The following is a 26,041-nucleotide window of genomic DNA, read 5'->3' as shown; positions in this document are numbered from 1 at the left end:
CGCGCCGCTGCTTCACTCACAAGCACTTCAGTAAAACAGCAAATTCTAACTTATTGCATGCTCCCTACAGACAAATTCCTGAAACTGGGCTCGAGCAGCAAGCTTTTTTTCGGCTCATCACGCAAGACGCGCATCATATCCGCGTCCGCCTTGTTCCTCGCCGCATGTGCGTTCGGTGCCGCCGGTGTCGCGCCGATGGCGCCAGATGCCGCTGATCTGCCGGTCAAGTCGATTACCGAAGAGCTTGCCATTCCCAGTTTGTCCGAGCAGATCGCGAAGCTGCAATCGGACGATCAGTTGTATATTCGCGAAGAAAGAGTCCGCTCCGGTGACAACCTGGCAAGCTTGCTGAACCGCCTGGGTGTGCATGACGATGCTGCCGCCGCCTTCATCAAGGCGGACCACGTCGCGCACAGCGTGCTGAACCTCAAGGCCGGGCGACGCGTGCAGGCGCAAACCAACAAGGATGGCCAGCTGCTGCGGCTGATGGCGACGCTGTCCGAAGGCAGCAATCAGCCGATCCGCAACATCGTGATTTCGCGCGACGGCAATCAGTTTACAGCCTCCGAATCGGCTGCGGCGATGGAGCGGCGCATTGAAATGCACACGGCCGAAATCAAGTCGTCCCTATTCGCCGCCACTGACACAGCCCAGATCCCCGATAGCATTGCGACACAAATCGTCGACATGTTTTCGACCAATATCGACTTCGCATCCGATCTGCGCCGAGGCGACCGTTTCAATGTCGTCTACGAAACCTTCTGGCAGAACGGCGAGTATGTACGCTCCGGCCGCGTACTGGCGGCCGAGTTCAACAACGCCGGCAACAAGTATCAGTCGGTCTGGTTCGACGAGCCGGGCAGCAAGCAAGGCGGTGGCTATTACACCTTCGACGGCAAGGCGCTCAAGAAAGCATTCCTGAAGTCTCCGCTGGAGTTCAGCCGCGTATCCTCCGGCTTCTCGATGCGCGTCCATCCGATTTTCGGTCAGTGGAAGCGGCACAAGGGCGTCGACTTCGCCGCGCCATCCGGAACACCTATTCGTGCCGCCGGCGATGGCACGGTGGACTTTGTCGGCACCCAGGGCGGTTATGGCAACGTGGTCGTCCTCAAGCACTGGAATAGTTATTCAACGGCATACGCTCACATGAGCCGTTTTGCAGGCGGCCTCAAACGTGGCATGAAAGTGAGCCAAGGCGAGGTGATCGGCTACGTGGGTTCCACCGGCTGGGCTACCGGCCCTCATCTGCACTACGAGTTCCGCATCAACAACCAGCCACGCGACCCCTTGTCAGTGGACATCCCCAATGCGCAACCACTGGCTGGCGCCGAGCTGCAGCGCTTCCGCAGCGTTGCCGGCGAAATGCGCCACCGCTTCGCATTGCTCAATCCGCAAGACGAAAACGTCAAACTGGCAGCCAGGTAATTTGACACGAACAAAACCGTTCAAGCGCCTGTAAAATCAGGACACTTGAACGGTTTTTTTATGCCCGGCACACCATCCCATCTATTTATCGGCCTGATGTCCGGCACCAGTCTTGACGGTGTCGATGGCGTCCTCGCCGCATTTCCCGCCGATGACGCGGCCCATCGGATCGACACGCTGTCCACAGCCCACCTTCCCTTTCCCGCGGCGCTGCGCGAAGAGTTGATGGCGTTGCAGGCACCCTGCGAAAATGAACTGCATCGGGAAGCATTGGCGGCCAATGGCTTGGCCGGAGTGTATGCGGAATGCGTTGCACAATTGCTCGCCGCCGCAGGCAAGCATGCCAGCCATGTCACGGCGATCGGTGCGCATGGCCAGACGATTCGCCATCGACCGGAGCTCGGCTTTACCCGCCAGACCAACAACCCCGCGTTGCTGGCGGAGCTGACCGGCATAGACGTCATTGCCGATTTTCGCAGCCGGGACATTGCAGCGGGTGGCCAGGGCGCGCCACTGGTGCCGGCATTCCATCAAGCGATCTTTGGCAGCGGTGACGAGATCCGCGTAGTCGCCAATATCGGTGGCATCAGCAACATCAGCGTTCTGGAACCTGGCGAGAAAGTAATCGGCTTCGATACCGGGCCCGGGAATGTCTTGATGGATACCTGGATTTCCCGCCATCAAGGCAGGAGCTACGACGCTGACGGTGCTTGGGCTGCGACCGGGCATGTCATGCAAGACTTGCTGGATATCCTGCTCGCCGAACCCTACCTCGCATTACCACCGCCGAAGAGCACCGGTCGCGACTTGTTCCACAGCGAATGGCTCGAAAACCAGATGAAAGGGTTCGGCAACGCGAATCCGGCCGATGTGCAGGCAACTTTGACCGCATTCACGGCGTCCACCCTCGCTGATGCCATTGCCACGCATGCCCGCAAGGCGAAAGCAGTCTACGTGTGCGGAGGTGGGGCGTACAACGTACATTTGATGCGAACTTTGCAACACATGCTCGATGATCGTCGGCTTGCAGCACGCGTGTCCTCGACAGAAACCTTGGGAGTGTCACCGAATCACGTGGAAGCATTGGCATTCGCCTGGCTCGCCCAACGCCATGTTGAGGGCATGGCCGGAAACCTGCCGACGGTGACTGGCGCGCAAGGATTTCGCATTCTCGGGGCGCGTTATCCGAGGTGAAACGCCTGCGACAAGCGTAAAAAAAAAGCGCAGGGCTTGCCTGCGCTTTTCTGGAAATGCCGACCGGAATTACGAGAACGACGATCCGCAACCGCAAGTAGTGGTTGCGTTCGGATTCTTGATCACAAACTGCGCGCCATCCAGGTCGTCCTTGTAGTCGATCTCAGCACCGACCAGATACTGGTAGCTCATCGAGTCAATCAACAGGTGCACACCGTTCTTGGTCATCGTGGTGTCGTCTTCATTGACGATTTCATCAAAAGTGAAGCCGTACTGGAAGCCCGAGCAGCCCCCTCCCTGTACGAAAACACGCAACTTCAGGTCGGGATTGCCCTCTTCCTCGATCAATTGTGCAACTTTTGCGGCTGCACTGTCGGAAAAGATGATCGGTTCGGGCATTTCGGTAACTGCATTCATTTCAGGCTCCTGCAAATATCAATGGATTCATTATAGACGCTTGGCGATTTTCAGGTATTCGATAGCGCCAGCTTCAGAACCGGCTCGCCGACCTGGTCATGGGTGAGCTTGCCGGAGACCAGCGCGCCGCCATGCATTTCCAGCGCCTTGTAGTACACATCTCCAGTTATGCGGGCTCTTGGCTGTAATTCAAGCAGTTCGGAGGAATGTACCGGCCCGAGAATCTCGCCATTGACAACCAGATGTGCGACGCGCACTTCGCCCTCGACCCGCGCGTGCTCGGAAATCACGAGCATGCTTGGATCGTCGCCGGTCGCGATGACGTTTCCCTTTACCTGCCCGTCGATACGCAAACCGCCCTGGAAATGGACATTACCCTCGATCTTGGTCGAAATGCCAATCAGGCTGTCAATTGTGCCCTTGTTTTTGCGGCCTAACATGATGGCTCTCCTTTACAAATTCGCGGATACTTGCGCCCGAATCTGGCCTCGTTCGAGCACGCGTGCCTGGACCAATTTGGTCGACGCGCCTTCCGGCAGGGTGAGCACCCCTTCAACACGCTGGTAATGTTTGAAGCCGAGTTTGAATTTTTCCTGCTCGGCAGAGTTAGCACCAGGAAAGATCATCATAGCATTTTTGCCGCCCTGGAGAGTGCTCACCGCGAGTTGCAGATTACCAACAAACTGTTGATCTCCCTTGCCGCCTTGCATGATTAACAAACGATACCGGATTTGATTCGGGCCAACCTGATCTATCTTAAGGCGACGAATGCTAACGCCCTGCGGACCGGTAGCATTCGGCAATAAACTTTCAAAGAAAGCAAGATCCTCCTTCAGGCGGATGTTATCCGCCTCCAGCGTCTTGGCCTGCACTGCAAGTTGTTTTTGTGCCGCGCGCTCCATGTTGAGCTGGCTTTCGGCGGCGTTGGCGGTTGTCGAGAGCTTGTCGCGCTCGGCGGTCATCTGCTCAAGCCGTTCTTTATAGCTGGCGAGCTGCTCGCGAGTGTTGTCCGCATGACCATCAGGATTGAGGCGCCCGGTATCATAGGACCACATCAGGATGGCCCCGAGCCCGCCGCTGAGGATAAAGAAAAGAATCCGCATCGGCCATGGCAACTGCGACCTGATGGTCATCTTCGGCGACGACACGGACATGCGCCGCCGCCAAAGCCTGAACTTCATCGAACTGAAGGGAGAACCGGGATTTGCCATGCGATGAGATTGTATGCCTACGGCAATACTGGAATGTGCATCAATCCCGCGGTTTCATCAAGGCCGAACATCAGGTTCATGCATTGCACGCCCTGCCCTGCAGCCCCCTTCACCAGGTTGTCCTCCACCACGAGGATGACCAGCAGATCCCCACCGCCCGGGCGATGCACCGCGATGCGCAGCTTGTTCGAAGCGCGTACCGAGCGCGTTTCCGGATGGCTTCCGGCGGGCATCACATCGACGAATTTCTCGCCTTCGAAGTGGCGCCCATACAACGCCTGAAAATCAGTGTCGCGCGCGTCGGGCAGGATGTTTGCATACAAGGTGGAGTGAATACCGCGAATCATTGGGACCAGATGCGGCACGAAGGTCAGTCCGATCTTGCGGCCGGCAATCGCCTGCAGCCCTTGCACCGTCTCCGGCAGATGACGATGCCCCTTTACGCCATAGGCTTTGAAGTTGTCGGACGCTTCCGCCAGCAGCGTGTGCACCTCAGCCTTGCGTCCGGCGCCCGATACGCCTGATTTGCAATCGGCAATCAGCATCGACTCATTCACGAGCTGCTTGCCCTGCGCGAGCAAGGGAGCGAAGCCGAGCTGCATCGAGGTCGGATAACAACCGGGCAAGCCGATCAAGCGGGCTTTTGCAATCGCTTCGCGGTTAACCTCGGGGAGTCCGTACACCGCTTCCGCCAGCAAGTCCGGGCATGAATGGGGCATGCCGTACCATTTTTCAAATTCCGCAGTGTCCTGCAGTCGGAAATCAGCGGCAAGATCAATGATCTTGACTCCGGCGGCCAACAGTTCGCGTGCCTGCGCCATCGCCACGCCATGAGGCGTTGCAAAGAACACCACGTCGCATTCGGTCAGCTTCGCTTTTTCCGGGCTGGAGAAAGCGAGAGCCACATGACCGCGCAGCGAGGGAAACATGTCGGCGACCGGCATCCCATCTTCCTTGCGCGACGTAATTGAAGTCAACTGCACACCCGGGTGCGCCGCCAGAAGGCGCAGCAGTTCCACGCCCGTATATCCTGTGCCGCCTACGATACCGACTTTGATCATCTCATTTCCTTGCTGAAGACGTTGACACTCACATTCTTGAATTTTAGCTTGCCGTCCTGAGCCTATCGGCTCAGCGATGCGCGTTTCCATTCGACCGGCCGCAAAAAGCAAAAAGCCGCCAGGCACCAACCCAGCGGCTTTTCGATGTTCTGAAAACGCAGATTAGCGCTTGGAGAACTGCTTTGCGCGGCGTGCTTTGCGCAGACCGACTTTCTTACGTTCGACTTCACGTGCATCGCGCGTGACGAAGCCGGCTTTCGATAGCTCGGGCTTCAAGCCTGCGTCGTAGTCGATCAGTGCACGGGTAATGCCGTGACGCACCGCGCCGGCCTGGCCGGACTCGCCACCACCATGCACGTTGACGAGGATGTCAAAGCGTTCGAGGTTGCCGGTCAATTCCAGCGGCTGACGGATTACCATCAGACCGGTTTCGCGGGAAAAATATTCCGCTGCCGGCTTGCCATTGACAACAATGTTGCCGCTGCCGGATTTGATGAAAACGCGAGCCACTGCACTCTTGCGGCGGCCGGTTCCGTAATTGTAGTTACCGATCATGTCCGCTCCTTAGATTTCGAGTACTTTGGGTTGCTGAGCGGAGTGCGGATGGGTGCCATCGGCATACACTTTCAGCTTCTTGATCATTGCGTAGCCAAGCGGGCCCTTGGGAAGCATGCCCTTGACCGCTTTTTCCAGCGCGCGACCCGGAAAACGCTGTTGCATTTTCAGGAAATTCGTTTCATAGATGCCGCCCGGATAGGTCGAGTGACGGTAGTAGGTCTTGTCCAGCGCCTTGTTGCCGGTCACGCGCAGTTTGCCTGCGTTGATGACGACGATGAAGTCGCCCGTGTCGACGTGCGGGGTGAACTCGGGTTTGTGCTTGCCGCGCAGTCGGAGTGCCACTTCGCTGGCGACACGTCCGAGGACTTTGTCCGTTGCGTCAATCACGAACCACTCACGCTGAACCTCATGGGTTTTCGCGGAAAAGGTCTTCATGATGATGTCCTAAATAAATAAACGCTCAAATTGGCGGTCCCGCTCCCTGAAAACCGGCGGGCTCTTCCTTGTTATCTTTTCCTGAGCGAACGGAAAGCCTGAAAGTATAACCTTTTCAAGGACTTGGCGTCAAACTTAATTGGAAGAATGGACTTGCGTGAAAACACCGCGTGCTGTTCAGCAAAACTCGCCGGCCTGACGATGCCCTTCAGGGCGCTTGAATAAAAAAAACCCGAAGCGGTAAGGCTTCGGGTTTAAATCCACACCAAAGGAGGAGGGTGGAGGAGACAATCGGTTGGCTGAAGCGATCAAATCCGCATTAACAACCAGCAATCAAATTCTACCGAAATTTATTGTGCAATGCAAGAAAAAAGCATGATTTCCCGCCCATTTCTCTGAATATTTCTCTTTTTATTATTTAAATTCATGCACTTACACAACTTACCACAATGTGGTTTTTTCACCCACTTTGTGAATTTATTGCAATTATAGCATTTTTCCAGATTGTTTCCTGGCTGATTTGTTATAAGAAGTATATTCATCAGCCCTTCGGGCGCCTGTCGCCTATGGCGTGAAAAATAACACCCTCTTTCCGGCTTGCGGCTTGCCGATGTACCAACTCCAAACCCGCTACAATTACCCCCTCGGGAATCAAGAGAGGCAATGATGGAATGCACCGTACGCTGGACAGGATTGTCCGGAATGACTTTTTTGGCAGAAACCGGATCCGGCCATGTCGTCGCCATGGACGGAGCACCGGAAGGTGGTGGACGTAACCTGGCACCGCGTCCGATGGAATTAGTGTTGGCGGGGACCGGTGGCTGTACCGCTTACGATGTTGTCCTGATCCTGCGAAAAAGTCATCAGGATATACGTGGTTGCGACGTCACCTTGCAATCCGAGCGCGCGGAAAAAGAGCCCAAGGTATTTACCAAGATCCACTTCCATTTCACGGTGCGCGGTCGAAATCTGAAACAGAATCTGGTCGAGCGCGCCATCAAGCTATCGCACGAAAAGTATTGTTCCGCCTCGATCATGCTGGAAAAAACCGCCGAGATCACGCATTCCTTCGAGATCGTGGACGACCTCGCGGAAGCAACGGACGCCCCGGCCTGACCCCAACGGATCGGGCCGGCGCTCCGGCTCATCCGGCCCAGTGCCAAGCTATATATAGTAAGCGGTTGCCGTCATTACCTTAGCCATCGCGCGCATCACGCCGCGAATCGGCAACGGAAGCTCGGCGGCACCAAGCGACTGCGCGCTCGCGCCATGCGCGATCTCATCGACGCGCATCTGTTCGACAATTGCACGCGATTTTTCGTCGTGCTGCGGCAGACGATTCAGATGGCTGGCCAAATGCGCCTCGACCTGACGCTCCGTCTCGACAACAAAGCCCAGGCTGTTGGCATCTCCCATTCGCGCGGCCACGGTACCGATTGCGTACGCCCCCGCATACCACAACGGGTTGAGCAAACTGGTATGCGAACCGAGCTCCTGCAAACGCTGCGACGTCCAGGCGAGATGGTCTTCTTCTTCGCGTCCAGCCTGCGCAAATTGCTGTCTCAGCGACACATTGCCCGAAAATCGGCCCTGCGACTCATAGAGCGCCTGTGCGCATACCTCTCCGACGTGATTCACGCGCATCAAGCCCGCGCTATGGCGGCGCTCCCTGTCATCCATTGTCGACTCCACCACTTTGGCGGCAGGGTTCGGGCGCGATGCAGTTACTACGCCAGACACTGCGCGCAGCACTTTATCGAGTCCGGTAATCAGCTCATCGACGTTTCGCATTCTCAAGGGACTCCTACTGAAACATGAATGGGGTCGCGGTTTGCATTAATGAATTCGCACATTTTCCCGCAAATGCACTGAATCTTATTTTGGCAAGGACAAGAAATCCTCGCATTTAATTCAGCTTCAATCCGAAAACCCGCCGAAACGATATAAAAACAACAACAAACTCCGGCGACACCAAGCTGATTTATTGCTGGAAAGGCATTTATAACAACATTGCTGTTGTTAAGAAGCCACATAAATGCCGGCCCGTTGCCCGGAAAACCAAATTCTCTTTGCCCAAACCGGCCATATTTGATGAAATCACCATTAGCTTCTTGATCACCGATCAGAAGTGTCCGGCAGGGACGTTACCACTAGTGGCCTTACTGGATGAAATTCAAGGCAATTCAAAAAAATTTTAGCACGCCAACCCTTGGAGATTTATTAATGAAAAAATCGCTTCTCGCACTGGCAGTTCTGGGTGCCTTTGCAGGTGCTGCTCAAGCACAATCCGCTGTGACTATTTATGGCTCTTTTGACGCAGGCGTTCGCAATCTGACCAATGTCAACGCTGCTGGCGACAATCGCCTGACCATGGGCTCGAACGGCCAATACAACTCCAACCGCATCGGCTTCAAAGGCGTTGAAGATCTCGGCGGCGGTCTGAATGCCCACTTCGTCCTGGAAACCGGCTTCAACACCGGCACCGGCGCATTGGACAATGCGACCAACCGCCTGTTCAATCGTTCCGCATACGTCGGTCTGGGTGGCGCTTGGGGCTCCGTCGACCTCGGTCGTCAGTACTCCGTGAACTTCAAGACGATCGGCCTGTACGATCCGTTCAACTACAAATACACCGCCATCGTCCCGTTGGCAGCACAAGGTGGCCTGACCCGTCTGGACAATGACATCCAGTACACTGGCGCCTTCGGTCCGGTTTCCGTACGTGCTGAATACGCCCTGGGCGAGCAAGCTGGCAGCACCAGCAACGGCGCATCGCAAGCAATCGGCGCAAGCTATGCTGGCGGTCCGGTAACCGTTGGTGGCGCCTACACCAAGCGCAAGAACGCTGTTGGCACCGCATTCATGGACTTCGACAACTGGACTGTTGGCGCAGCTTATGCGACAGGTCCGTTCCGCGTTGCGACCGGCTATGCCAAGGCAACTCAAGACACGAGCGCGACGACCGAGACCGAAGTGAAAGATATCTGGCTCGGCGGCAGCTACAACGTGACTCCGGCAGCTCAATTGAGCCTGGCTTACTATCGCACCACGACCGACACCGCGACCACCACCGGTCGTCGTAATCTGGTCATCCTGGGCGGCACCTACGCCCTGTCCAAGCGTACGAACTTCTACGCCGACATCGACAACTCCAAGCTGAGCGGCACTGCTGTTACCGTTGGTCAGACCCGTCAAACCGGTCTGTCGGTTGGTATCAACCACCTGTTCTAAGCCTCTTCATGGTGGTGTAACTACCACCATCTAGAAGCGATTTAAGAGCGGACTCATCTCCGGATGAGTTCGCTTTTTTGTCGGCTCAGCAAGCCGACTCCGCATTGAAGACTACTGACGGCAAAACCTTTCTTTCAAAAAAATTGCACACATTTGGTGCACTTTATTGTCAAAGACCCAATCTTCTGCTCGATCCTCGTTGCAAAAGCACCACAAACTCCCCCTGAGAATCCCGCAAAAGCCAAAATCCCTTTGTCCTGCGACCGGATATTTGATGAAATATCACGGACTTCTCGATTTACTGATTACGAAGTCAGTTTCTGGCAGGGGCGTTTCCACTAGTGGCCTTGCCGGAGACGAAGCACTACAAAAAATTCAGCTCGATAACCTTTTGGGGATTCATCAATGAAAAAATCGCTTCTCGCCCTCGCCGTATTCGGCGCATTTGCAGGCGTTGCTTCTGCACAAACGAACGTGACCGTCTACGGCCTGGTCGACGCAGGTATCGCTCGTGAAAACGGCGCAGCAGGTTCCGTCTGGAAGCTGGCAACCGGTGTACAGTCGGGCAACCGTCTGGGCTTCAAGGGCTCCGAAGACCTGGGTGGCGGTCTGAAGGCAAACTTCCAACTGGAAAACGGCTTCAACCTGGACACCGGTACGCAACGCCAAGGCGCGCTGTTCGGTCGCCAGGCATGGGTTGGCCTGAGCGGCGGCTTCGGCTCGGTCAGCTTCGGTCGCCAATATGACCCGCTGTTTATCGCCCTCGACTCCATCGATCCGTTCGGCACCGGCCTGTCCGGCGCAACGACCAATCTGATGGCCTCCGGCGCATCCGGTGACGTCCGCGTCAACAACTCCATCAACTACACCACGAACAACTTCAGCGGCTTCAGCGCAAGCGGTCTGTATGGTTTGGGTGAAGTTGCCGGCGACACGTCCAAGAGCCGCACCTACGCTCTGTCCGGTTCGTATGCCAACGGCCCGGTCGCCGCAGTGCTGGCCTACAGCAACAACAACAACGCTACCAACACCAACACCACCAAGCTGTGGCTGGTTGGCGGCACCTACAACTTCGGCGTTGCAACTGCTCACCTCGGCTATGAAAGCGAAAAGAACGACGCTGGCGCTGACTACCGTGACTGGATGGTTGGCGTTTCCGCTCCGATCGGTGCTGGTACCGTTCTGGCTTCCTTCATCAACAAGGATGATCGCTCCACCGCCAACAACGCTGGCGCCAAGCAATACGCCCTCGGCTACACCTACGCCCTGTCGAAGCGCACCAACATCTACACGTCGTATGCCCACATCAAGAATGATTCCGGCGCAGCCTTCGTGGTTGGCGACGCATCGAGCGGTGGTAACGCAGTTGCCGCTGGCAACAACTCCAACGCATTTGCCGTTGGCATTCGCCACAAGTTCTAATCGTTTGCAGGCGTAAGCCTGTAGTGATTTGAATGCAGTATTGAAAAGGCACCTTCGGGTGCCTTTTCTTTTTTCGATGACTGGAATCGACCGCGTGGAGAACGTTATCCCGACGAGCGAATCAGACTGATTCCCGGCCCTCCCGGCCTACTCGCCCAGGTCTGAACACTGTAGAGTCCGCATAGAACGCCTCCCCTTGGTCCTCGCACCACCCGGGAATACCCAGAACCGGCAAGGGTGTAAAGTCGGCGGTCGTCAGCTTATGGGACAATTTCCGGGATATCGTTTGATCCAGCCATGCATGCTTGTCTGACAACGGCATCGCGAAATACCTCGACTCCACAATGACCGGGTATGCGTGGGCAGTGATGGCCTTGTATGGGTGCATGAGCTTCTCCATCAACGCATGACCGAACAAGCAGACTTCACAGTCGCCGCCGAATGCATTGCGCCTGGACATGAACAGCTCTTGCCAGCGGTGAGCGCGCAGATCCTCCAGCAGCAACACATCGTGCGTTACCAGTAGCGCCACATTTTCGTCAAAAATGGTTGCCGCATCGCGAAGTTTGCCGCGAATCGGCCCCACACCGTCCATGTCGGCGATTCCCGCGGCTTGCAACGCGTTGAGCCGGACTTTGATTTGCGGGAAGCTGAGCCAGACCAAGGCATTGAAAAAATCGTGGAGATTGTCGCGAGTCGGTACGCAGCCGGTCTGGCTGATGAATGCTTCGTAGGCGGTATCCGGTGGCAAATCGGCCTGAGGAACGAGCCGGACGCGTAAGCCACGGTGATTGCGCAAATCCTTTGCCTCCGCCAAGGCATTCAACTCGGCGCGCCAATCAGTCGCACGCACCAGCAAGTCGCCAGTCGCGGCCAGCGGCGCCAGCCATGGTCGCGTCCAATCGATCTCGCGAAGGAATTCACCACTCATCATTGACTCAAGAATCGGCGGTGGCTACACGTCGTCCGGAGGCGCGCGCAGAAACAGTCTCAGGCGAGCTGCCAGCCAATCGTTTCGCCGCCGTTCAACGGCACCACTGTCGTATCACCCATCGGCAGCTCTGCCGGGAGTTGCCAGTTTTCGCGCCGCAGTGTAATTGTGCCGGTGTTGCGCGGCAGTCCATAGAACCCCGGGCCGTTAAAACTGGCAAATGCTTCGAGCTTGTCCAGTGCGCCTGCCTGATCAAAGGCCTGGGTGTACAACTCCATGGCATGCAGTGCGGTGTAGCAGCCGGCGCAGCCGCAGGCATGCTCCTTCAGCCCCTTCGGATGCGGTGCGGAGTCGGTGCCGAGGAAGAATTTGGTGCTGCCGGAGGTGGCGGCACGCAACAGCGCCAGCCGGTGTTCTTCACGTTTTAGCACGGGCAGGCAGTAGTAATGCGGCCGAATGCCGCCCTTGAAGATTTCATTGCGGTTGTAAAGCAGGTGGTGGGCAGTAATCGTCGCTGCAATCCTGTCGTCGGCTTCGTTGACGAATTGCGCCGCATCTTTGGTCGTGATGTGCTCGAACACGACTTTCAATGCGGGCAAGTCGCGCCGCAACGGTTGCAGCACGCGGTCGATGAAGACGGCTTCGCGGTCGAAGATATCAACCGCGGGATCCGTGACTTCGCCGTGGACCAGCAAGGGCATGCCAACTTCCTGCATCGCTTCCAGCGTCTTGTAGCACTTTGACAAGGCCGTCACGCCCGCGTCGGAATTGGTCGTTGCGCCCGCCGGGTACAGTTTGACCGCATGCACAAAACCGCTGTCTCTGGCGCGACGGATTTCGTCAGCGGGCATATTGTCGGTCAGGTAAAGCGTCATCAGGGGCTCGAAATTCATGCCCTGCGGCAGCGCGGCGAGAATGCGCTCGCGATAGGCAATCGCCTGCGCTGTCGTGGTGACCGGCGGCTTCAGGTTGGGCATGACGATCGCGCGGCGGAACTGCCGCGCGGTGTGCGGCAATACACTGGCAAGGGTTGCGCCGTCGCGCAGGTGCAGGTGCCAATCGTCGGGGCGGGTGATGGTAATGCTGCTGGAATTCGAGGAAGCTGCTGAGCGGGACATGGCGACTCTTTCTTTGAAGTGTCGCTATTTTACCCGTTTGGAAGTGGCGATACCGGGTGTGCCGGGTCATAAAAAAACCGCTTCAGGCGCTGCGCTGAAGCGGTTCGAATCGGAAAAAATACCGTGTCAGTGAATGATTTTTGCGAGGAAATCGCGCGCCCGGTCGGAACGCGGCGAGCCGAAGAATTCTTCCTTGGTGCAATCTTCGACAATGCAGCCTTTGTCCATGAAGACGACGCGATTCGCCACTTTTTTCGCGAAGCCCATTTCGTGGGTCACGACCATCATGGTCATGCCTTCCTGCGCCAGTCCGACCATGACGTCCAGCACTTCATTGATCATTTCCGGATCGAGTGCGGAGGTCGGTTCGTCGAACAGCATCGCGATGGGATCCATCGACAAGGCGCGCGCGATGGCGACGCGTTGCTGCTGGCCGCCTGATAACTGCCCGGGGAACTTGTCCTTTTGCGAAAGCAGACCCACGCGGTCGAGATACTTCAAGCCGCGCTCCATCGCTTCCTCTTCGCTGCGGCCGAGCACCTTGACCTGGCCGAGCGTCAGGTTCTGGCGAATCGACAGATGGGGGAACAATTCAAAGTTCTGGAACACCATGCCGATGTGTGCGCGCAGCTTGGACAGGTTTGTCTTGGGGTCGCCGACCGACACGCCGTTGACCAGGATCTCGCCTTTCTGGAACGGCTCCAGGCCGTTGACGGTCTTGATCAAGGTCGACTTGCCCGAACCGGACGGACCGCAGACGACCATCACGTCGCCCTTGCTGACATGGGTTGTGCAATCGGTCAGCACCTGGAAGCTGCCGTACCATTTGCTCACGTTTTTAATTTCGATCATTTCCTAATCCTCAGCGAATGATGGCAATGCGTTTCTGCAGTCGCTTGACCATGAATGACAGCGCGAAGCAGAGCGCGAAATAGACGACGGCGACAAACAGGTACATCTCGACAATGCGGCTGTCGCGCTGTGCGATCTTGCCGGCGGCGCCGACGAAGTCGGTCACGTTGAGCAAGGACACCAGCGAAACGTCCTGGAACAGCACGATGGTCTGCGTCAGGAGGATAGGCAGCATGTTGCGGAATGCCTGCGGCAGGATCACCAGTTGCATCGCCTGCCTGTAGGTCAGCCCGAGTGCGTACGCAGCGCCGACCTGCCCCTTGGAGATACTCTGGATGCCTGCCCGCATGATCTCGCAGAAGTACGCCGCCTCGAACATGATGAAGGTGATGTAGGCCGAGCGGTCGGCACCGAGCTGGATGGGTCGCTCTGACCCGGTAATCGCCTGCAGCACCACCGGCACGAGGAAGTAAAACCAGAAGATCACGAGCAACAGCGGGATGGAGCGCATCAGGTTGACATAGCCTGCCGCGCCCATTGCCAGCGGCTTGAAATGCGACAGTCGCGCCATCGCAAGCAAGGTGCCGAAGATCGTTCCGCCGACGGCGGCAATCACGGTCAGTTGCAGCGTGTACTGCAGGCCGCCCAGCAGGTAGGGCCAAGTGCGAACAACGACGTCAAAATCAATATCGCCCATTATTTGCCTCCCGCGATATAGCCGGGAACCGCAACCCGGCGTTCGATGAAGGCCATGACCCGGTTGGCGGTCATCGCGATCACGACATAGATCAGCGTCGCAGCGGCGAATGCCTCGAAATAGCGGAAGGTCATTTCACCCATCTCGCGCGTGCGGAAAAAGAGTTCCACCAGGCCGATCGAATAGGCGACGGCGGTGTTCTTGATCAGGTTCATCACTTCCGAGGTCAACGGCGGAATGATGATCCGGTACGCCATCGGCAGCAGCACGTAGCGATAGGTCTGGATCTGCGTGAGGCCAAGCGCATAGCCGGCGTTGCGCTGACCGCGCGGCAAGGACTGGATGCCCGAACGCACCTGCTCGGCGATGCGCGAGGAGGTGAAAAAGCCGAGGCAGACCACCGCCGTCACGAACTGATGGTTGGTCGGATCGAGGGTTGTCACCCATGCCTTGACTGAAGGAATCAGTCCCGGCACGACAAAGTACCAGACGAAAAACTGCACAATCAACGGTATGTTGCGGAACAGCTCCACGTAGGCGTTACCCAACCTGACCATCCAGTGCTTTTCGGTGGTGCGCGCCACCCCGATGATCGAGCCCAGCACGAACGCCATGATCCAGGCGAGCGTCGCCGTTCCGAGCGTCCATCCGAGGCCGGAAAGGAGCATGTCAGCCCATGTTCCGTCACCGTCGGGGACCTGCTCGAAAAAAATTCCCAAATTCATTTTTGTCTCCCAGCTTGCTCAGGCATGTGACAGAGCCGGCCCGCATAGGCAGGACCCGTCACCAAAATATCTGTTTGCCTGAAAAAAAGCCGGATGGCGCGGACGCCTTCCGGCTCTTCATTTCATGCAACGCGCTTAAACGCCCTTGTCGTTCGGGTTCTTGAACGCTTCGCGGATAGCCGGGGTCATCGGGAAGTTGATGTTGATGCCCTTCGGCGGGATCGGACTTTGGAACCACTTGAAGTAGATCTTCTCGATCTCGCCCGACTTCATGACGCCACTGATGGTCTTGTCGACCAGCGCCTTGAATTGCGGGTCGTCCTTGCGCAGCATCATGCTGTACGGCTCCTGACGCAGCGACTCGGGGATGATCTTGAAGTCTTTCGGGCTGCGCGAATTGGCGATCTGGCCGGCCAGCAGAATGTCGTCCATGACGAAGGCAGCCGCACGGTCATCGGCCATCAGCAGGAAGGATTCGGCGTGGTCCTTGCCGTAGATTTCCTTGACTTCCGCGTGCTTGGTCTTCTCATAGGACTTGAGCAGCGGCACCGAGGTGGTGCCGGAAGTCGTGGAGACGGTCTTGCCGGCGAGGTCGGCGAGGGAGTTGATGTTGGAAGTCTTCTTGACCGCGGCCGTCACGTTGATGACGAAATAGGTCGGGCCGAACGAGACTTGCTGCTGGCGGGCCACGGAGTTGGTGGTCGAGCCGCATTCCAGATCGATGGTGCCGTTTTGCAGCAAGGGAATGCGATTGCTGGAGGTAACCGGCTGCAGATTCACTTTCAGGTTGGGCATCTTGAGCTCGGTCTTCGCCGCATCCACGATCTTCATGCACAGGTCCATCGCATAACCGATGGGCTGCTGCTTGTCGTCGAGGTAGGAAAACGGTACGGAAGACTCGCGATAGCCAACGGTAATGGCGCCCGTGTCCTTGATCTTCTTCAGCGTACCGGTCAGGTCTTGCGCTTGTGCCGTGCCGACGATTGCGCCGGTGGCGATAAGGATGGAGATGAGCTTCGATAATTTCATATTGCCTCCTGTAAAAATTGTGTGCCCTAGTGTATCAAAAGGGTTAATTCAAAAGCTGACTTTATCGCGTGTTTCAAGCTAGCTTTTGAACCCGGCCCTCCCTGCAAAGAAACGTGCCGAAGTTTTGGCCCGTTGACTCTGTATTCCGTGTGGTTCCGGCGGCTAATCTCCGACTTTATCAGTCGGGAAACGCAGTGTGTCGCGCAGCAAATGGCCGATCGGCATGTTCATGTTGATCCCCTTCGGTGGGATCGGGCTCTTGAACCATTTATCGTACAGCTTGTAGATCTCCCCGTCCTGGATGATACGACCCATTTCACGATCGACCAAGGCCTTGAACGGGGCATCGTCCTTGCGCAGCATGATGGCATACGGTTCGGCGGAAAGCGCGTCTCCCACCACGATGAAGCGGCCGGGGTCCGGCGAACTGGCGCGCAAGCCGAACAATAATACGTCATCCATCGGAAAAGCTTCAGCCTCGCCTTTCTCGACCATGTTGAACGACTCCGCATGGTCGCGGCCTTCGACCAGCTTCAGGCCCAGTGAGCGCACCTTGTCGCGCTCTGTCAGGAGTTTCACGCTGGTCGTGCCCTTGGTAGTAACTACCCGTTTGTCGCGCAGATCGGCCCAGTTCCTGATGCCGGAGTCGGCGCGGACCACCATGCGCGCCGCCGCGACGAAATGCGGAATGGTAAATGCGACTTGCTTGCGCCGCTCTGCGTTATTGGTCGTCGATCCGCATTCGAGGTCGGCCCTGCCCTCGACGATGGCGGGAATACGCGTGGAAGGGGTGACCGGCAGGTAGGCGATGTCGAGACGGCTTAGCTTGAGTTCGCGTCGCACCGCATCGGCGATCTTGAGACACAAATCGACGGCGTAACCGATCGGCTTCTTGTGCGCGTCGAGGTAGGAAAACGGCAGCGATGCTTCGCGATAAGCAATGGTGATGGTTTGGGTTTCGCGGATTTTCGACAAGGTGTCGGTAGCGTGGGCCGCAGCAGCAACGAAACAAAGCAGTGCTGCTGCACCTGCCCGTGCAATGGCATTATTGTTGGCTTGCATCATGTCTCCATATCGTGCCGGTTCATTCTGACGGACCGGTCTCGTACAGCAATAACCGCCCGGCGTGCTTTTTCATTCGCATACAGCCGCCGGGCTGGTCAAAGCCGAATGCGGCCGGCACATTGCCAGCCGCATTCGGACTGTTCAGCTAGATCGTGGGTGAATCAGGGGTACAAGCCACGCATTTCACGGGCCTGCAAGACGCGCGTACAGGCCACGATAAATGCCGCCGTGCGCAATGAGACTTGCTTCTCCTGTGCCAATTGCCAGACTGCCGCAAAGGCTTCACGCATGATGCGGGTGAGGCGTTGATTGATTTCGTCCTCGGTCCAGAAGAAGCTGGAGAAATCCTGCACCCATTCAAAGTAGCTGACGGTCACGCCGCCGGCATTGGCGATCACATCCGGCACCACCAGCACGCCCTTGTCCGTCAAGATGTCGTCTGCGGCGGGTGTTGTGGGGCCATTCGCGCCTTCGAGAATGATCTTGGCGCGGATCTTGTTTGCATTGGCTTCGGTGATCTGCTGCTCAAGCGCCGCGGGAATCAGGATGTCGCAATCGACGTCCCAGAACTGGCTACGGTCACGCACCACTTCGGCGCCAGTGAAACCGGCCACGCTACCATGCTCGTTGACATGCTTTTGCAGCGCCGCCACGTCGATGCCGGTGTCGCGCATCACGGTCGCGACATGGTCCTGGACCGCGACCACCTTGGCGCCTGCTTCGGAGAACAAGCGCGCAGCGACGCCGCCGACATTGCCGAAACCCTGCACTGCGACGCGCGCACCCTTGATGTCCATGCCGCGCTTGGCCGCCGCTTCGCAACCGACGACGTAGACGCCTCGGCCGGTCGCTTCCTGGCGTCCGAGGCTGCCGCCGAGCGAAATCGGCTTGCCTGTGACAACGCCGGAGGCGGTGCTGCCCTGGTTCATGGAATAGGTGTCCATCATCCACGCCATGATCTTCTCATTGGTGTTGACGTCGGGCGCGGGGATGTCCTTGTTGGGGCCGATGATGATGTTGATTTCGCTCGTGTAGCGACGCGTCATGCGTTGCAGTTCGCCCTGCGACAGCGTCTTCGGATCGACCCGGATGCCGCCCTTGGCGCCGCCGTACGGCACGTTGACAGCGGCGTTCTTGACCGTCATCCAGGCCGAGAGCGCCATCACTTCCGACAAGGTGACATCCTGGTGGAAGCGCACGCCGCCCTTGCCCGGTCCGCGTGAGGTATTGTGCTGCACGCGATAGCCTTCGAAGTGGGAAATGGTTCCGTCGTCACGCTCGATCGGCACGTCGACGATCAGGATGCGCTTCGGGCGCTTCAGTGTTTCAACCCAGCGGGCCAGCGAACCGAGATAGGGAGTGACGCGATCGATCTGTTCCAGGTAGACGCCCCAGGGGCCGATTTCGTGCGGGGTAAGATAAGAGGGAATTTCGTGGTGGTTCGACATATTGCTGCTCCTTGTGGGTTCAGGTTCGCCGCCGTCTTGTAGACGGCGGATCACATGACTGAATCGTAGAGCAACGCAGTGCAGCAAAGCTAATGCTTTGTTCGCATGCAAGTATGCAAAAAATGCATAATCTATTATGCGGCGCGGATCAGCCGGTTTTCTTGCCGGCCTTCATCTGCTTGCGCGCCTGCGCCTTGGCCTGCGCTTCGCTGCGTCGGACCAGATAATCCCACAGGCGCGACACGATCGGCTTGCCCGGCCGCTGCACGGACGGACGCTCGCGGTACAAGCGGATCTCCATGTTGACCTCCCACTCGGCATTCCCGCCGTCGGCGCGCGCCAGCTGCTTCTGCTTCACTTCGCGGGTCACGGCAGATTCGGGCAGGAACGCGAGGCCGTGCCCTTCCAGCGCCATCATCTTCAGGCCTTCGGCCATATCGGTTTCGTAGCGCTTTTCCAGGTACAGAGGACGCTTGGCGTCAGACAGGATCAGATCGACCATGCGTCCCAGGTAAGCATTACTGGTGTAGGACAGAAACGGTAGCGGCGACCTGGCGCTGCCGGGCAGCGGGAATTCGGGCGTTCCGGACTTGTCGCAGCGCGAGTAGGCACGCAGCGCTTCACTGCCGAGCGTGAGCATGTCGTAATGGCTGGCATCAAGCTGCACCGGCTGGCGCGGATGGTGATAGCACAGCAGCAGATCGCAGCCGCCCTCGACCATGCTCATCACGGCGTCATGCACGTTCAGCGCGATGAGACGCGTGTGCAGCGTGCCGAAGCCGGCATCCAGCTCGGTGATCAGTTCCGGCATGTAGGTCAGCGACAGCGTATGCGGCACGGCGAAATCGACGGTCGTATGCGCGGTGGGCCGCTTGCCGCGCATCAGGGCGCGCGCGTTGTTGATCTGGCCCAGCATTTCCAGCGCCTGCTCGTAGAACACTTCGCCGGCCGGCGTCAGCCGGGTCGGGTAAGAAGTGCGGTCGATCAGGTCGGCGCCAAGCCAGGCTTCGAGCGATTGAATGCGGCGCGAAAATGCCGGTTGCGTCACATGGCGCAATTCGGCGGAGCGACTGAAGCTATGCGTCTCGGCCAGGGAGATGAAATCTTCCAACCATTTGGTTTCCATGGCGCTATGGTAGTGCTGTTCGCCGGACAGCGCAAAGCATTGCCGCGCAGCGCCTTACGCAGCTTCCGATTCCGGCCCGACTTCTTCGGACGAGGGCGCCGCAGCTTCGATCCCCTGCCGCGCCTGCTGACGTGCCCACATTTGCGCGTAGGCGCCGTCTTTCGCCAGCAGCTGCGCGTGGGTGCCGCGCTCGAGGATGCGGCCATGGTCGAGCACCAGGATCTGCGCGGCATCCGCAATGGTGGACAAGCGATGCGCGATGACCAGCGTGGTGCGGTCCTTCGCGATTTCCTTCAATTGCGACTGAATGGCCTGCTCCGCTTTCGAATCGAGCGCCGAGGTCGCTTCGTCGAAGATCAGGATCGCGGGATTTTTCAGGAGCGTGCGCGCGATCGCGACGCGCTGCTTTTCGCCGCCTGACAGTTTCAGTCCGCGCTCGCCGACCATGGTGGCGTAGCCATCCGGCAGGCTCTCGATGAAGTCGTGGATGTAGGCCGCCTTGGCAGCGGCGATGATCTCGTCCTTGCTCGCATCCGGCCTGCCATAGGCAATGTTGTATTCAATCGTATCGTTGAACAGAACCGTATCCTGCGGCACGATGCCGATCGCCTTGCGCAGCGAAATCTGCGTCACATCGCGCAGGTCCTGGCCATCGATCGTAATGTTGCCGGAATTGACGTCGTAAAAGCGAAACAACAGCCGCGACAGGGTCGATTTGCCCGAGCCGCTGTGACCGACCACGGCGGTGGTGCTGCCGGCAGGGATGGTGAAATCGACATCGAACAGAATCTGCCGCTTGCTTTCGTAGCTGAAATTGACATGCGAGAACCTGACTTCGGCGCCACCGATCGCAAGCGGCTTGGCATGCGGCGCGTCGGCAACTTCGCGATGCTGATCGAGCAGCGTGAACAGGCGCTCCATGTCGGCCAGGCTCTGCTTGATTTCGCGATAGATCACGCCCAGGAAATTGAGCGGAATGTAGAGCTGGATCATGAACGCATTCACCAGCACCAGATCGCCCAGCGTCATCTTGCCGTCGATCACACCCTGAGTGGCCCGCCACAGGATGAGTGTGACCGCAACTGCAATGATCAAGGACTGGCCGGTGTTGAGGATAGACAGCGAGGTTTGCGATTTGATCGCGGCTGTTTCCCACTTGTGCATGCTCTTGTCGTAGCGGCGCGCTTCATAATCCTCGTTGCCGAAATACTTCACTGTTTCATAGTTGATCAGCGAATCGATGGCGCGCGTGTTGGCTTTCGAATCCAGCTCGTTCATGGTGCGCCGGAAGTTGGTGCGCCACTCGGTAACGGCAACGGTATAGCCGATATAGATGGTGAGTGCGGTCAGGGCAATCACCGCGAACCAGACGTCGTAGTGCAGGACCAGGTAGCCGATCACGAGGGCAATTTCCACCAGCGTCGGCAAGATGCTGTAGAGGGTATACGACACCAATGAAGAAATGCCGCGTGTGCCGCGTTCGATATCGCGCGTCATGCCGCCTGTTTGCCGATTCAAATGGAATCGCAGGGACAGCGCATGCAGATGGCGAAATACCTTCAATGCAATGGTGCGGACCGCGCTTTGCGTGACCTTGGCGAACACGAATTCGCGCAACTCGGTAAACATGGTCGTGCACAGACGCAAGGCACCGTACGCAACCAATATGCCGACCGGCAATACAAGCAGGGCCTGCGGCTTGCCGGGCGTGATGGTCATGTGGTCGATCAAGGCTTTCAGAACGAGCGGCACACCAACGTTGGCGAGCTTGGCGGCGACCAGGAAGGTAAATGCCAGCAGTACGCGCCATTTGTAGGCCCACAAGTAGGGGAGCAAGGTCTTGAGCGTTGCCCAATCATTGCGAGTGCATTGATTGGCAGGGGGCTCGGGATAGGAAACGGAATGGCGGCGCATGAAAATTGCAGTCAGAATAGTTTATGCTTCGTGTCAGAACGATTGTAACGTAGGGCCCGGAATTCATCAGACACGCAAAACGAGGGAGAAGGACAATGCAAAACAGCCACCATACCAAGCTGCCCGAAGGAAAAATACCGCAGTTGCGCGTCATGCCCATGCCAGCCGACGCAAATGTGCATGGCGACGTATTTGGCGGCTGGATCATGGCGCAGGTCGATATTGCCGGCGCCTTGCCAGCAGTGCGACGCGCCAATGGGCGTGTTGCCACGGTCGCGGTAAATTCCTTTCTTTTCAAGCACCCGGTATTTGTCGGCGACTTGCTGTCGTTCTATGCCGATATCGTCAAGGTGGGCAACACGTCCATTACGGTCAATGTCGAAGTCTACGCGGAACGCAACCGCCTGCAGGTGGAGACGGTCAAGGTGACCGAAGCAACACTGACTTATGTCGCGACCGGCGATGACCGCAAGCCACGCCAGGTGCCGCCGCTGGCGGAATAACAAGACTTCCGACGGCCGCATTGTTTCCTGCAAGTTGTTAACGTATCGATGCTCCGCGCGGGATAATGCCCGATCCGCGGCGCACTTCGATGCTGATCACTGTCTTATGTCACTCCACCGCAGATTCTTCCTTCTCCAGTCGGCTCGGCTGTTATCGCTGGCGGCACTGTCCTCCGCTTTTCCCGGCATCGCCATCGCGCGCACAAACGCTTATCCATTCAGTTTGGGCATTGCGTCCGGCTCGCCGCGCGCCGACAGCGTCGTGCTCTGGACGCGCATCCTGCCCGATCCCTTGAACACGCTGTCGGCGGGAACGCAGGCGTTCACCGTGCAATGGGAGATGGCGGAGGATGAAGCATTCCGGCGCATTGTCGCCAAAGGCAGTACGACAGCATTGCCGGAACTGGCGCACAGCGTGCATATCGATGTCACCGGCCTGCGTCCCGACCGGTGGTACTGGTATCGCTTCATGCTCGGCGATGCGGTCAGCCCTGTCGGGCGCACGCGCACCGCTCCGGCGGCGGAAAGCATGCCGGGGGCCTTGCGCTTTGCCTTTGCCTCGTGTCAGCACTGGGAGTACGGTGAATATGCCGCGCATCGCCACATCGCTGCGGAAGCGCCGGATCTGGTTGCGTTCCTGGGCGACTATATTTACGAATGGGGGCCATACGACCTGACGCATCCCCCTGCCCCGCGTCGCAGGATCGACGAATGCTTGAGCCTGGCGGACTATCGTGCCCGCTATGCGCAATACAAATCCGATCCGCATCTGCAGGCGTCGCATCTGGTGGCGCCATGGATTGTCACCTGGGACGACCATGAGGTCGCCAACGACTATGGTGCGGACCGGGATGAACGGCTGGACCCGAATTTCCTCGCGCGCCGCGCCGGAGCCTACCAGGCGTTTTACGAACACATGCCGGTGCGCCTGCCTGCGCTGCCGAGTGACCCGACGCGTTTTGCCCGGATGCGGATTTTCGATCGTTATGACTGGGGTCGACTGGCGCGGTTTCATGTGCTCGACGATCGGCAATACCGCAGTTACCATGCCTGCCCCCATCCCGGGCGCGGAGGATCGGCATCGGTGACCGCGAGTTGCACGGAGCGAATGGATCCGGCGCGCACGCTGCTCGGCCTTGAACAAGAAACCTGGCTGACGGAAGGCTTTGCGGAGTCGCGCGCCAAATGGAATTTCATTGCACAACAAACGCTGATGGCACAGGCCTCGCAGGTCCCGATTGCGAAGGAAGGCGATGGGCGCTTCTGGACGGATGGATGGGACGGCTATCCCGCCGCGCGCCAGCGTCTGTTTGACAGCATGCTCAAGCATCGTCCGGCCAATCCGGTCGTACTGTCGGGGGATGTGCACGCGTTTTACGCATCCGACCTGAAGCCGGATTTCAACCGTCCCGATTCAGCCGACAACCCGGTGATTGCCGCGGAGTTCTGCGGCACATCCGTGACATCGAGTTCTCGCCCGCAATCGCGCACCGATCAGTATGTTGCGCAGAATCCGCACATGAAATATGGGCGCAGCGATCGCCGCGGGTTTGTGATGATGGAGGTCACGCCCGCGCGCACGCAGGTGCGCTTTCAGGGATTGGATGACGTGCGGAATGCCGATTCCGGGATCAGTACGATTGCACGCTTTGTGGTGGAGGATGGGCGCCCGGGCGTGATCAAGGCCGGCTGAGTCGTTCGCGCGTCTGCAATTCCGGTAGCACACATAAAAAAACCGCCTGCATTGCAGGCGGTTTTCACTTATCGTCCCAGGCTTGTCGCAATCCGTGTGCGGACTATGCGGCCTTTTTCTTTTCGTCACGCAGTTCGCGACGCAAAATCTTGCCGACGTTCGTCTTCGGCAGGTCGTCGCGGAATTCGATGTACTTCGGCTTCTTGTAGCCGGTGAGCTGTTCCTTGCAGTAGTTCATCAGCTCATCGACTGTCAATGACGGATCCTTGCGCACCACGAACAGCTTCACCGCTTCGCCGGAGTTCGAATCGGGGACGCCGATGCAGGCGCATTCCAGCACACCGGGATGCGCGGCGACGACGCCTTCGACTTCATTCGGATAGACGTTGAAACCGGACACCAGGATCATGTCCTTCTTGCGATCGACGATCGTGACGAAGCCACGCGGGTCCATCACGCCGATGTCGCCGGACTTGAAGAAGCCGTCCGGGGTCATGACCTTGGCGGTCTCGTCCGGACGATTCCAGTAGCCGCTCATCACTTGCGGACCGCGAATGGCGATCTCGCCTGGCTGCCCTTGCGGCACCGGCTTGCCATCGTCATCCAGGATCGCGATTTCAGTGGAAGGAATCGGCAAACCGATGGCGCCGGAAAACTCGGTCGAGTCGGCCGGGTTGATGGTGGCCGACGGCGAGGTCTCGGACAAGCCGTAACCTTCGATGATCGGACAGCCGGTGATCTTCAGCCATTTGTCGTTGACCGCCTTCTGCACGGCCATGCCGCCGCCGTTGCAAATCTTGAGGCCGGAGAAATCCAGCTTGGCGAAATCGGGATTGTTGAGCAAGCCGTTGTACAGCGTGTTCACGGCGGGCAGCAGGTTGAACTTGTACTTCGACAGCTCCTTCACGAAGCCGGGGATATCGCGCGGATTCGGGATCAGGATGTTCATCGCGCCCCAGCGGGTCCCCATCAGACAGCAGGCCGTGAGTGCAAAGATGTGATACAGCGGCAATGCGCAGACGATCGTCAGCGGATCGATCCTCGGTTCCTGCTGCAGCGCCGGCTGCGCCCATGCGTCGTTCTGCAGCACATTGGCGATGACGTTGCGATGCACCAGCGTCGCCCCCTTCGACACGCCGGTGGTGCCGCCGGTGTACTGCAGGAAGGCGACGTCGTCATGCGTGAGATCGACCGGCTTGAGCGTCAGGCGCGCGCCCTGGGCCAGCGCCTGCTTGAAGCGGGTAGCGTTCGGCAAGGAGAATGCCGGCACCATCTTCTTCACATTGCGGACCACGAAGTTGACGATCGCGCCCTTGAGTCCGCCCAGCATTTCACCCATGCTGCCGACCACCACATGCTTGACCTTGGTCTTGCCGATGATCTGTTCGAGCGTGGTGGCGAAGTTTTCGAGGATGATGATGGCTTCGGCGCCGGAGTCGTTGAGCTGATGCTCCAACTCGCGCGGCGTGTACAGCGGATTGACGTTGACGACCGTATAACCCGCGCGCAGGATGCCGGCAATGGCGATCGGATACTGCAGCACGTTGGGCATCATGATGGCGACACGCGCCCCCTTCTGCAATCCGCGGCTTTGCAGCCATGCCCCGAGCTGCTTGGACATCTGGTCGACTTCCGCATAGGTGAGGAACTTGTCCATGCAGACGTACGCTTTGCGCGACGCGAACTTGCGGAAGGACTCCTCGAGGAGGTGAACCAATGATCGGTACTGGGAGCAATCGATGTCCGTCGGAACGCCCTTGGGATACGACTTCAGCCAAATTTTATCCATGTCTGCCTCTGATCTTATTTTGGGGTGGAAGGTACGGTTTTGCGAAATAATCGAACGACCGGTTCTTTTTTATAGCATAGATGCTATCGGCGGCAGGCTTGGCGCGCAAGTCTTTTCAAGGGTTTAAAGATGGATAAGAAGGTTTCTTCTAGTCCCGGCAAATTATTGCGCTGCAACAATACTTTGCGCGCGCTCCG

General features: G+C 58.0%; 25 protein-coding genes. 7 read left to right on the top strand and 18 right to left on the bottom strand.

Annotation, left to right across the window (positions count from 1 at the left end):
* The first annotated feature begins 57 nt into the window (after nucleotides 1-57).
* Nucleotides 58-1,425, top strand: coding sequence for a peptidoglycan DD-metalloendopeptidase family protein (locus E6W33_RS18480; RefSeq protein ID WP_136418798.1), 1,368 nt, complete (start codon nucleotides 58-60; stop codon nucleotides 1,423-1,425).
* A 60-nt stretch (nucleotides 1,426-1,485) separates the two neighbouring features.
* A complete protein-coding gene (locus tag E6W33_RS18475; RefSeq protein WP_136418932.1) occupies nucleotides 1,486-2,619 on the top strand; it encodes an anhydro-N-acetylmuramic acid kinase in 1,134 nt (377 codons plus the stop codon).
* Between the two features lie 69 nt (nucleotides 2,620-2,688).
* Here E6W33_RS18475 and erpA read toward each other — a convergent pair whose 3' ends face one another.
* From erpA to rplM, 6 genes are all read right to left on the bottom strand, one after another.
* Complete coding sequence (erpA, locus tag E6W33_RS18470) at nucleotides 2,689-3,036, bottom strand: iron-sulfur cluster insertion protein ErpA (RefSeq protein ID WP_136418797.1); 348 nt, start codon at nucleotides 3,034-3,036, stop codon at nucleotides 2,689-2,691.
* Between the two features lie 50 nt (nucleotides 3,037-3,086).
* Nucleotides 3,087-3,476, bottom strand: coding sequence for a polymer-forming cytoskeletal protein (locus E6W33_RS18465; RefSeq protein ID WP_136418796.1), 390 nt, complete (start codon nucleotides 3,474-3,476; stop codon nucleotides 3,087-3,089).
* A 12-nt stretch (nucleotides 3,477-3,488) separates the two neighbouring features.
* On the bottom strand, nucleotides 3,489-4,247 hold the full coding sequence (locus E6W33_RS18460; RefSeq protein WP_247869691.1) for a DUF6776 family protein: 759 nt from the start codon (nucleotides 4,245-4,247) through the stop codon (nucleotides 3,489-3,491).
* A 17-nt stretch (nucleotides 4,248-4,264) separates the two neighbouring features.
* Nucleotides 4,265-5,308 (bottom strand): N-acetyl-gamma-glutamyl-phosphate reductase, encoded by a 1,044-nt coding sequence (gene argC, locus E6W33_RS18455; protein ID WP_136418795.1) that lies wholly within the window; start codon nucleotides 5,306-5,308, stop codon nucleotides 4,265-4,267.
* Between the two features lie 162 nt (nucleotides 5,309-5,470).
* Nucleotides 5,471-5,863 carry a 30S ribosomal protein S9 gene (rpsI, locus tag E6W33_RS18450; RefSeq protein WP_136418794.1) on the bottom strand — a complete coding sequence of 131 codons (393 nt, stop codon included), beginning with the start codon at nucleotides 5,861-5,863 and terminating at the stop codon, nucleotides 5,471-5,473.
* A 9-nt stretch (nucleotides 5,864-5,872) separates the two neighbouring features.
* Nucleotides 5,873-6,301 carry a 50S ribosomal protein L13 gene (gene rplM, locus E6W33_RS18445; protein ID WP_136418793.1) on the bottom strand — a complete coding sequence of 143 codons (429 nt, stop codon included), beginning with the start codon at nucleotides 6,299-6,301 and terminating at the stop codon, nucleotides 5,873-5,875.
* A gap of 666 nt (nucleotides 6,302-6,967) precedes the next feature.
* On the opposite strand from rplM, the gene E6W33_RS18440 reads away from it, so the two are divergent.
* Entirely contained in the window at nucleotides 6,968-7,417 is a 450-nt protein-coding gene (locus E6W33_RS18440; RefSeq protein WP_136418930.1) for an OsmC family protein, read from the top strand.
* Nucleotides 7,418-7,465: 48 nt separating this feature from the next.
* Here the strand turns inward: E6W33_RS18440 and coq7 are convergent, their stop codons facing one another.
* Nucleotides 7,466-8,092 carry a 2-polyprenyl-3-methyl-6-methoxy-1,4-benzoquinone monooxygenase gene (gene coq7 / locus E6W33_RS18435; RefSeq protein ID WP_136418792.1) on the bottom strand — a complete coding sequence of 209 codons (627 nt, stop codon included), beginning with the start codon at nucleotides 8,090-8,092 and terminating at the stop codon, nucleotides 7,466-7,468.
* A gap of 432 nt (nucleotides 8,093-8,524) precedes the next feature.
* On the opposite strand from coq7, the gene E6W33_RS18430 reads away from it, so the two are divergent.
* On the top strand, nucleotides 8,525-9,532 hold the full coding sequence (locus E6W33_RS18430) for a porin (RefSeq protein WP_168798690.1): 1,008 nt from the start codon (nucleotides 8,525-8,527) through the stop codon (nucleotides 9,530-9,532).
* A 405-nt stretch (nucleotides 9,533-9,937) separates the two neighbouring features.
* Complete coding sequence (locus E6W33_RS18425; RefSeq protein WP_136418790.1) at nucleotides 9,938-10,954, top strand: porin; 1,017 nt, start codon at nucleotides 9,938-9,940, stop codon at nucleotides 10,952-10,954.
* A 121-nt stretch (nucleotides 10,955-11,075) separates the two neighbouring features.
* Here E6W33_RS18425 and E6W33_RS18420 read toward each other — a convergent pair whose 3' ends face one another.
* The 10 genes from E6W33_RS18420 to E6W33_RS18375 all read right to left on the bottom strand — a co-directional run bounded on the left by E6W33_RS18420 (nucleotide 11,076) and on the right by E6W33_RS18375 (nucleotide 21,859).
* On the bottom strand, nucleotides 11,076-11,807 hold the full coding sequence (locus tag E6W33_RS18420; protein ID WP_348983169.1) for a DUF3025 domain-containing protein: 732 nt from the start codon (nucleotides 11,805-11,807) through the stop codon (nucleotides 11,076-11,078).
* Nucleotides 11,808-11,944: 137 nt separating this feature from the next.
* Nucleotides 11,945-13,003, bottom strand: coding sequence for a dihydroorotase (pyrC, locus tag E6W33_RS18415; protein ID WP_136418788.1), 1,059 nt, complete (start codon nucleotides 13,001-13,003; stop codon nucleotides 11,945-11,947).
* A gap of 126 nt (nucleotides 13,004-13,129) precedes the next feature.
* Nucleotides 13,130-13,855 carry an amino acid ABC transporter ATP-binding protein gene (locus E6W33_RS18410; RefSeq protein ID WP_136418787.1) on the bottom strand — a complete coding sequence of 242 codons (726 nt, stop codon included), beginning with the start codon at nucleotides 13,853-13,855 and terminating at the stop codon, nucleotides 13,130-13,132.
* A 10-nt stretch (nucleotides 13,856-13,865) separates the two neighbouring features.
* Nucleotides 13,866-14,552 (bottom strand): ABC transporter permease subunit, encoded by a 687-nt coding sequence (locus E6W33_RS18405; protein WP_136418786.1) that lies wholly within the window; start codon nucleotides 14,550-14,552, stop codon nucleotides 13,866-13,868.
* Entirely contained in the window at nucleotides 14,552-15,277 is a 726-nt protein-coding gene (locus tag E6W33_RS18400) for an amino acid ABC transporter permease (protein ID WP_136418785.1), read from the bottom strand. The genes E6W33_RS18405 and E6W33_RS18400 overlap by 1 nt, the downstream gene beginning before the upstream one ends.
* Before the next feature lie 135 nt (nucleotides 15,278-15,412).
* Nucleotides 15,413-16,306 carry a transporter substrate-binding domain-containing protein gene (locus tag E6W33_RS18395; RefSeq protein ID WP_136418784.1) on the bottom strand — a complete coding sequence of 298 codons (894 nt, stop codon included), beginning with the start codon at nucleotides 16,304-16,306 and terminating at the stop codon, nucleotides 15,413-15,415.
* A gap of 162 nt (nucleotides 16,307-16,468) precedes the next feature.
* Complete coding sequence (locus E6W33_RS18390; protein ID WP_136418929.1) at nucleotides 16,469-17,368, bottom strand: amino acid ABC transporter substrate-binding protein; 900 nt, start codon at nucleotides 17,366-17,368, stop codon at nucleotides 16,469-16,471.
* Nucleotides 17,369-17,532: 164 nt separating this feature from the next.
* Nucleotides 17,533-18,819 (bottom strand): Glu/Leu/Phe/Val dehydrogenase, encoded by a 1,287-nt coding sequence (locus E6W33_RS18385; protein WP_136418783.1) that lies wholly within the window; start codon nucleotides 18,817-18,819, stop codon nucleotides 17,533-17,535.
* 148 nt (nucleotides 18,820-18,967) lie between these two features.
* The gene (locus tag E6W33_RS18380) at nucleotides 18,968-19,945 is read right to left on the bottom strand and encodes a LysR family transcriptional regulator (RefSeq protein WP_136418782.1); all 978 of its coding nucleotides are present in this window, start codon (nucleotides 19,943-19,945) and stop codon (nucleotides 18,968-18,970) included.
* A 54-nt stretch (nucleotides 19,946-19,999) separates the two neighbouring features.
* Nucleotides 20,000-21,859: an ABC transporter ATP-binding protein/permease gene (locus E6W33_RS18375; RefSeq protein ID WP_136418781.1), complete on the bottom strand. Its 1,860-nt coding sequence runs from the start codon at nucleotides 21,857-21,859 to the stop codon at nucleotides 20,000-20,002.
* Between the two features lie 95 nt (nucleotides 21,860-21,954).
* Here E6W33_RS18375 and E6W33_RS18370 point away from each other — a divergent pair, with 95 nt between their 5' ends.
* On the top strand, nucleotides 21,955-22,362 hold the full coding sequence (locus E6W33_RS18370) for an acyl-CoA thioesterase (protein ID WP_136418780.1): 408 nt from the start codon (nucleotides 21,955-21,957) through the stop codon (nucleotides 22,360-22,362).
* Nucleotides 22,363-22,468: 106 nt separating this feature from the next.
* The gene (locus E6W33_RS18365) at nucleotides 22,469-24,055 is read left to right on the top strand and encodes an alkaline phosphatase D family protein (protein WP_136418779.1); all 1,587 of its coding nucleotides are present in this window, start codon (nucleotides 22,469-22,471) and stop codon (nucleotides 24,053-24,055) included.
* Between the two features lie 103 nt (nucleotides 24,056-24,158).
* On the opposite strand, the gene E6W33_RS18360 is transcribed toward E6W33_RS18365, so the two are convergent.
* Nucleotides 24,159-25,844 (bottom strand): long-chain fatty acid--CoA ligase, encoded by a 1,686-nt coding sequence (locus tag E6W33_RS18360; RefSeq protein WP_136418778.1) that lies wholly within the window; start codon nucleotides 25,842-25,844, stop codon nucleotides 24,159-24,161.
* Nucleotides 25,845-26,041: the final 197 nt, after the last annotated feature.

Origin of the sequence: Herbaspirillum sp. ST 5-3, from assembly GCF_004804275.1 — a bacterium.
Taxonomy (GTDB): domain Bacteria; phylum Pseudomonadota; class Gammaproteobacteria; order Burkholderiales; family Burkholderiaceae_D; genus Noviherbaspirillum.
This window is presented reverse-complemented; position numbering and strand designations above follow the sequence as displayed.

Coding starts and splice junctions, on each gene's coding strand:
- E6W33_RS18480 (WP_136418798.1), top strand. CDS start 58: ATGCTCCCTACAGACAAATTCCTGAAACTGGGCTCGAGCAGCAAGCTT.
- E6W33_RS18475 (WP_136418932.1), top strand. CDS start 1,486: ATGCCCGGCACACCATCCCATCTATTTATCGGCCTGATGTCCGGCACC.
- erpA (WP_136418797.1), bottom strand. CDS start 3,036: ATGAATGCAGTTACCGAAATGCCCGAACCGATCATCTTTTCCGACAGT.
- E6W33_RS18465 (WP_136418796.1), bottom strand. CDS start 3,476: ATGTTAGGCCGCAAAAACAAGGGCACAATTGACAGCCTGATTGGCATT.
- E6W33_RS18460 (WP_247869691.1), bottom strand. CDS start 4,247: ATGGCAAATCCCGGTTCTCCCTTCAGTTCGATGAAGTTCAGGCTTTGG.
- argC (WP_136418795.1), bottom strand. CDS start 5,308: ATGATCAAAGTCGGTATCGTAGGCGGCACAGGATATACGGGCGTGGAA.
- rpsI (WP_136418794.1), bottom strand. CDS start 5,863: ATGATCGGTAACTACAATTACGGAACCGGCCGCCGCAAGAGTGCAGTG.
- rplM (WP_136418793.1), bottom strand. CDS start 6,301: ATGAAGACCTTTTCCGCGAAAACCCATGAGGTTCAGCGTGAGTGGTTC.
- E6W33_RS18440 (WP_136418930.1), top strand. CDS start 6,968: ATGGAATGCACCGTACGCTGGACAGGATTGTCCGGAATGACTTTTTTG.
- coq7 (WP_136418792.1), bottom strand. CDS start 8,092: ATGCGAAACGTCGATGAGCTGATTACCGGACTCGATAAAGTGCTGCGC.
- E6W33_RS18430 (WP_168798690.1), top strand. CDS start 8,525: ATGAAAAAATCGCTTCTCGCACTGGCAGTTCTGGGTGCCTTTGCAGGT.
- E6W33_RS18425 (WP_136418790.1), top strand. CDS start 9,938: ATGAAAAAATCGCTTCTCGCCCTCGCCGTATTCGGCGCATTTGCAGGC.
- pyrC (WP_136418788.1), bottom strand. CDS start 13,003: ATGTCCCGCTCAGCAGCTTCCTCGAATTCCAGCAGCATTACCATCACC.
- E6W33_RS18410 (WP_136418787.1), bottom strand. CDS start 13,855: ATGATCGAAATTAAAAACGTGAGCAAATGGTACGGCAGCTTCCAGGTG.
- E6W33_RS18405 (WP_136418786.1), bottom strand. CDS start 14,552: ATGGGCGATATTGATTTTGACGTCGTTGTTCGCACTTGGCCCTACCTG.
- E6W33_RS18400 (WP_136418785.1), bottom strand. CDS start 15,277: ATGAATTTGGGAATTTTTTTCGAGCAGGTCCCCGACGGTGACGGAACA.
- E6W33_RS18395 (WP_136418784.1), bottom strand. CDS start 16,306: ATGAAATTATCGAAGCTCATCTCCATCCTTATCGCCACCGGCGCAATC.
- E6W33_RS18390 (WP_136418929.1), bottom strand. CDS start 17,368: ATGCAAGCCAACAATAATGCCATTGCACGGGCAGGTGCAGCAGCACTG.
- E6W33_RS18385 (WP_136418783.1), bottom strand. CDS start 18,819: ATGTCGAACCACCACGAAATTCCCTCTTATCTTACCCCGCACGAAATC.
- E6W33_RS18380 (WP_136418782.1), bottom strand. CDS start 19,945: ATGGAAACCAAATGGTTGGAAGATTTCATCTCCCTGGCCGAGACGCAT.
- E6W33_RS18375 (WP_136418781.1), bottom strand. CDS start 21,859: ATGCGCCGCCATTCCGTTTCCTATCCCGAGCCCCCTGCCAATCAATGC.
- E6W33_RS18370 (WP_136418780.1), top strand. CDS start 21,955: ATGCAAAACAGCCACCATACCAAGCTGCCCGAAGGAAAAATACCGCAG.
- E6W33_RS18365 (WP_136418779.1), top strand. CDS start 22,469: ATGTCACTCCACCGCAGATTCTTCCTTCTCCAGTCGGCTCGGCTGTTA.
- E6W33_RS18360 (WP_136418778.1), bottom strand. CDS start 25,844: ATGGATAAAATTTGGCTGAAGTCGTATCCCAAGGGCGTTCCGACGGAC.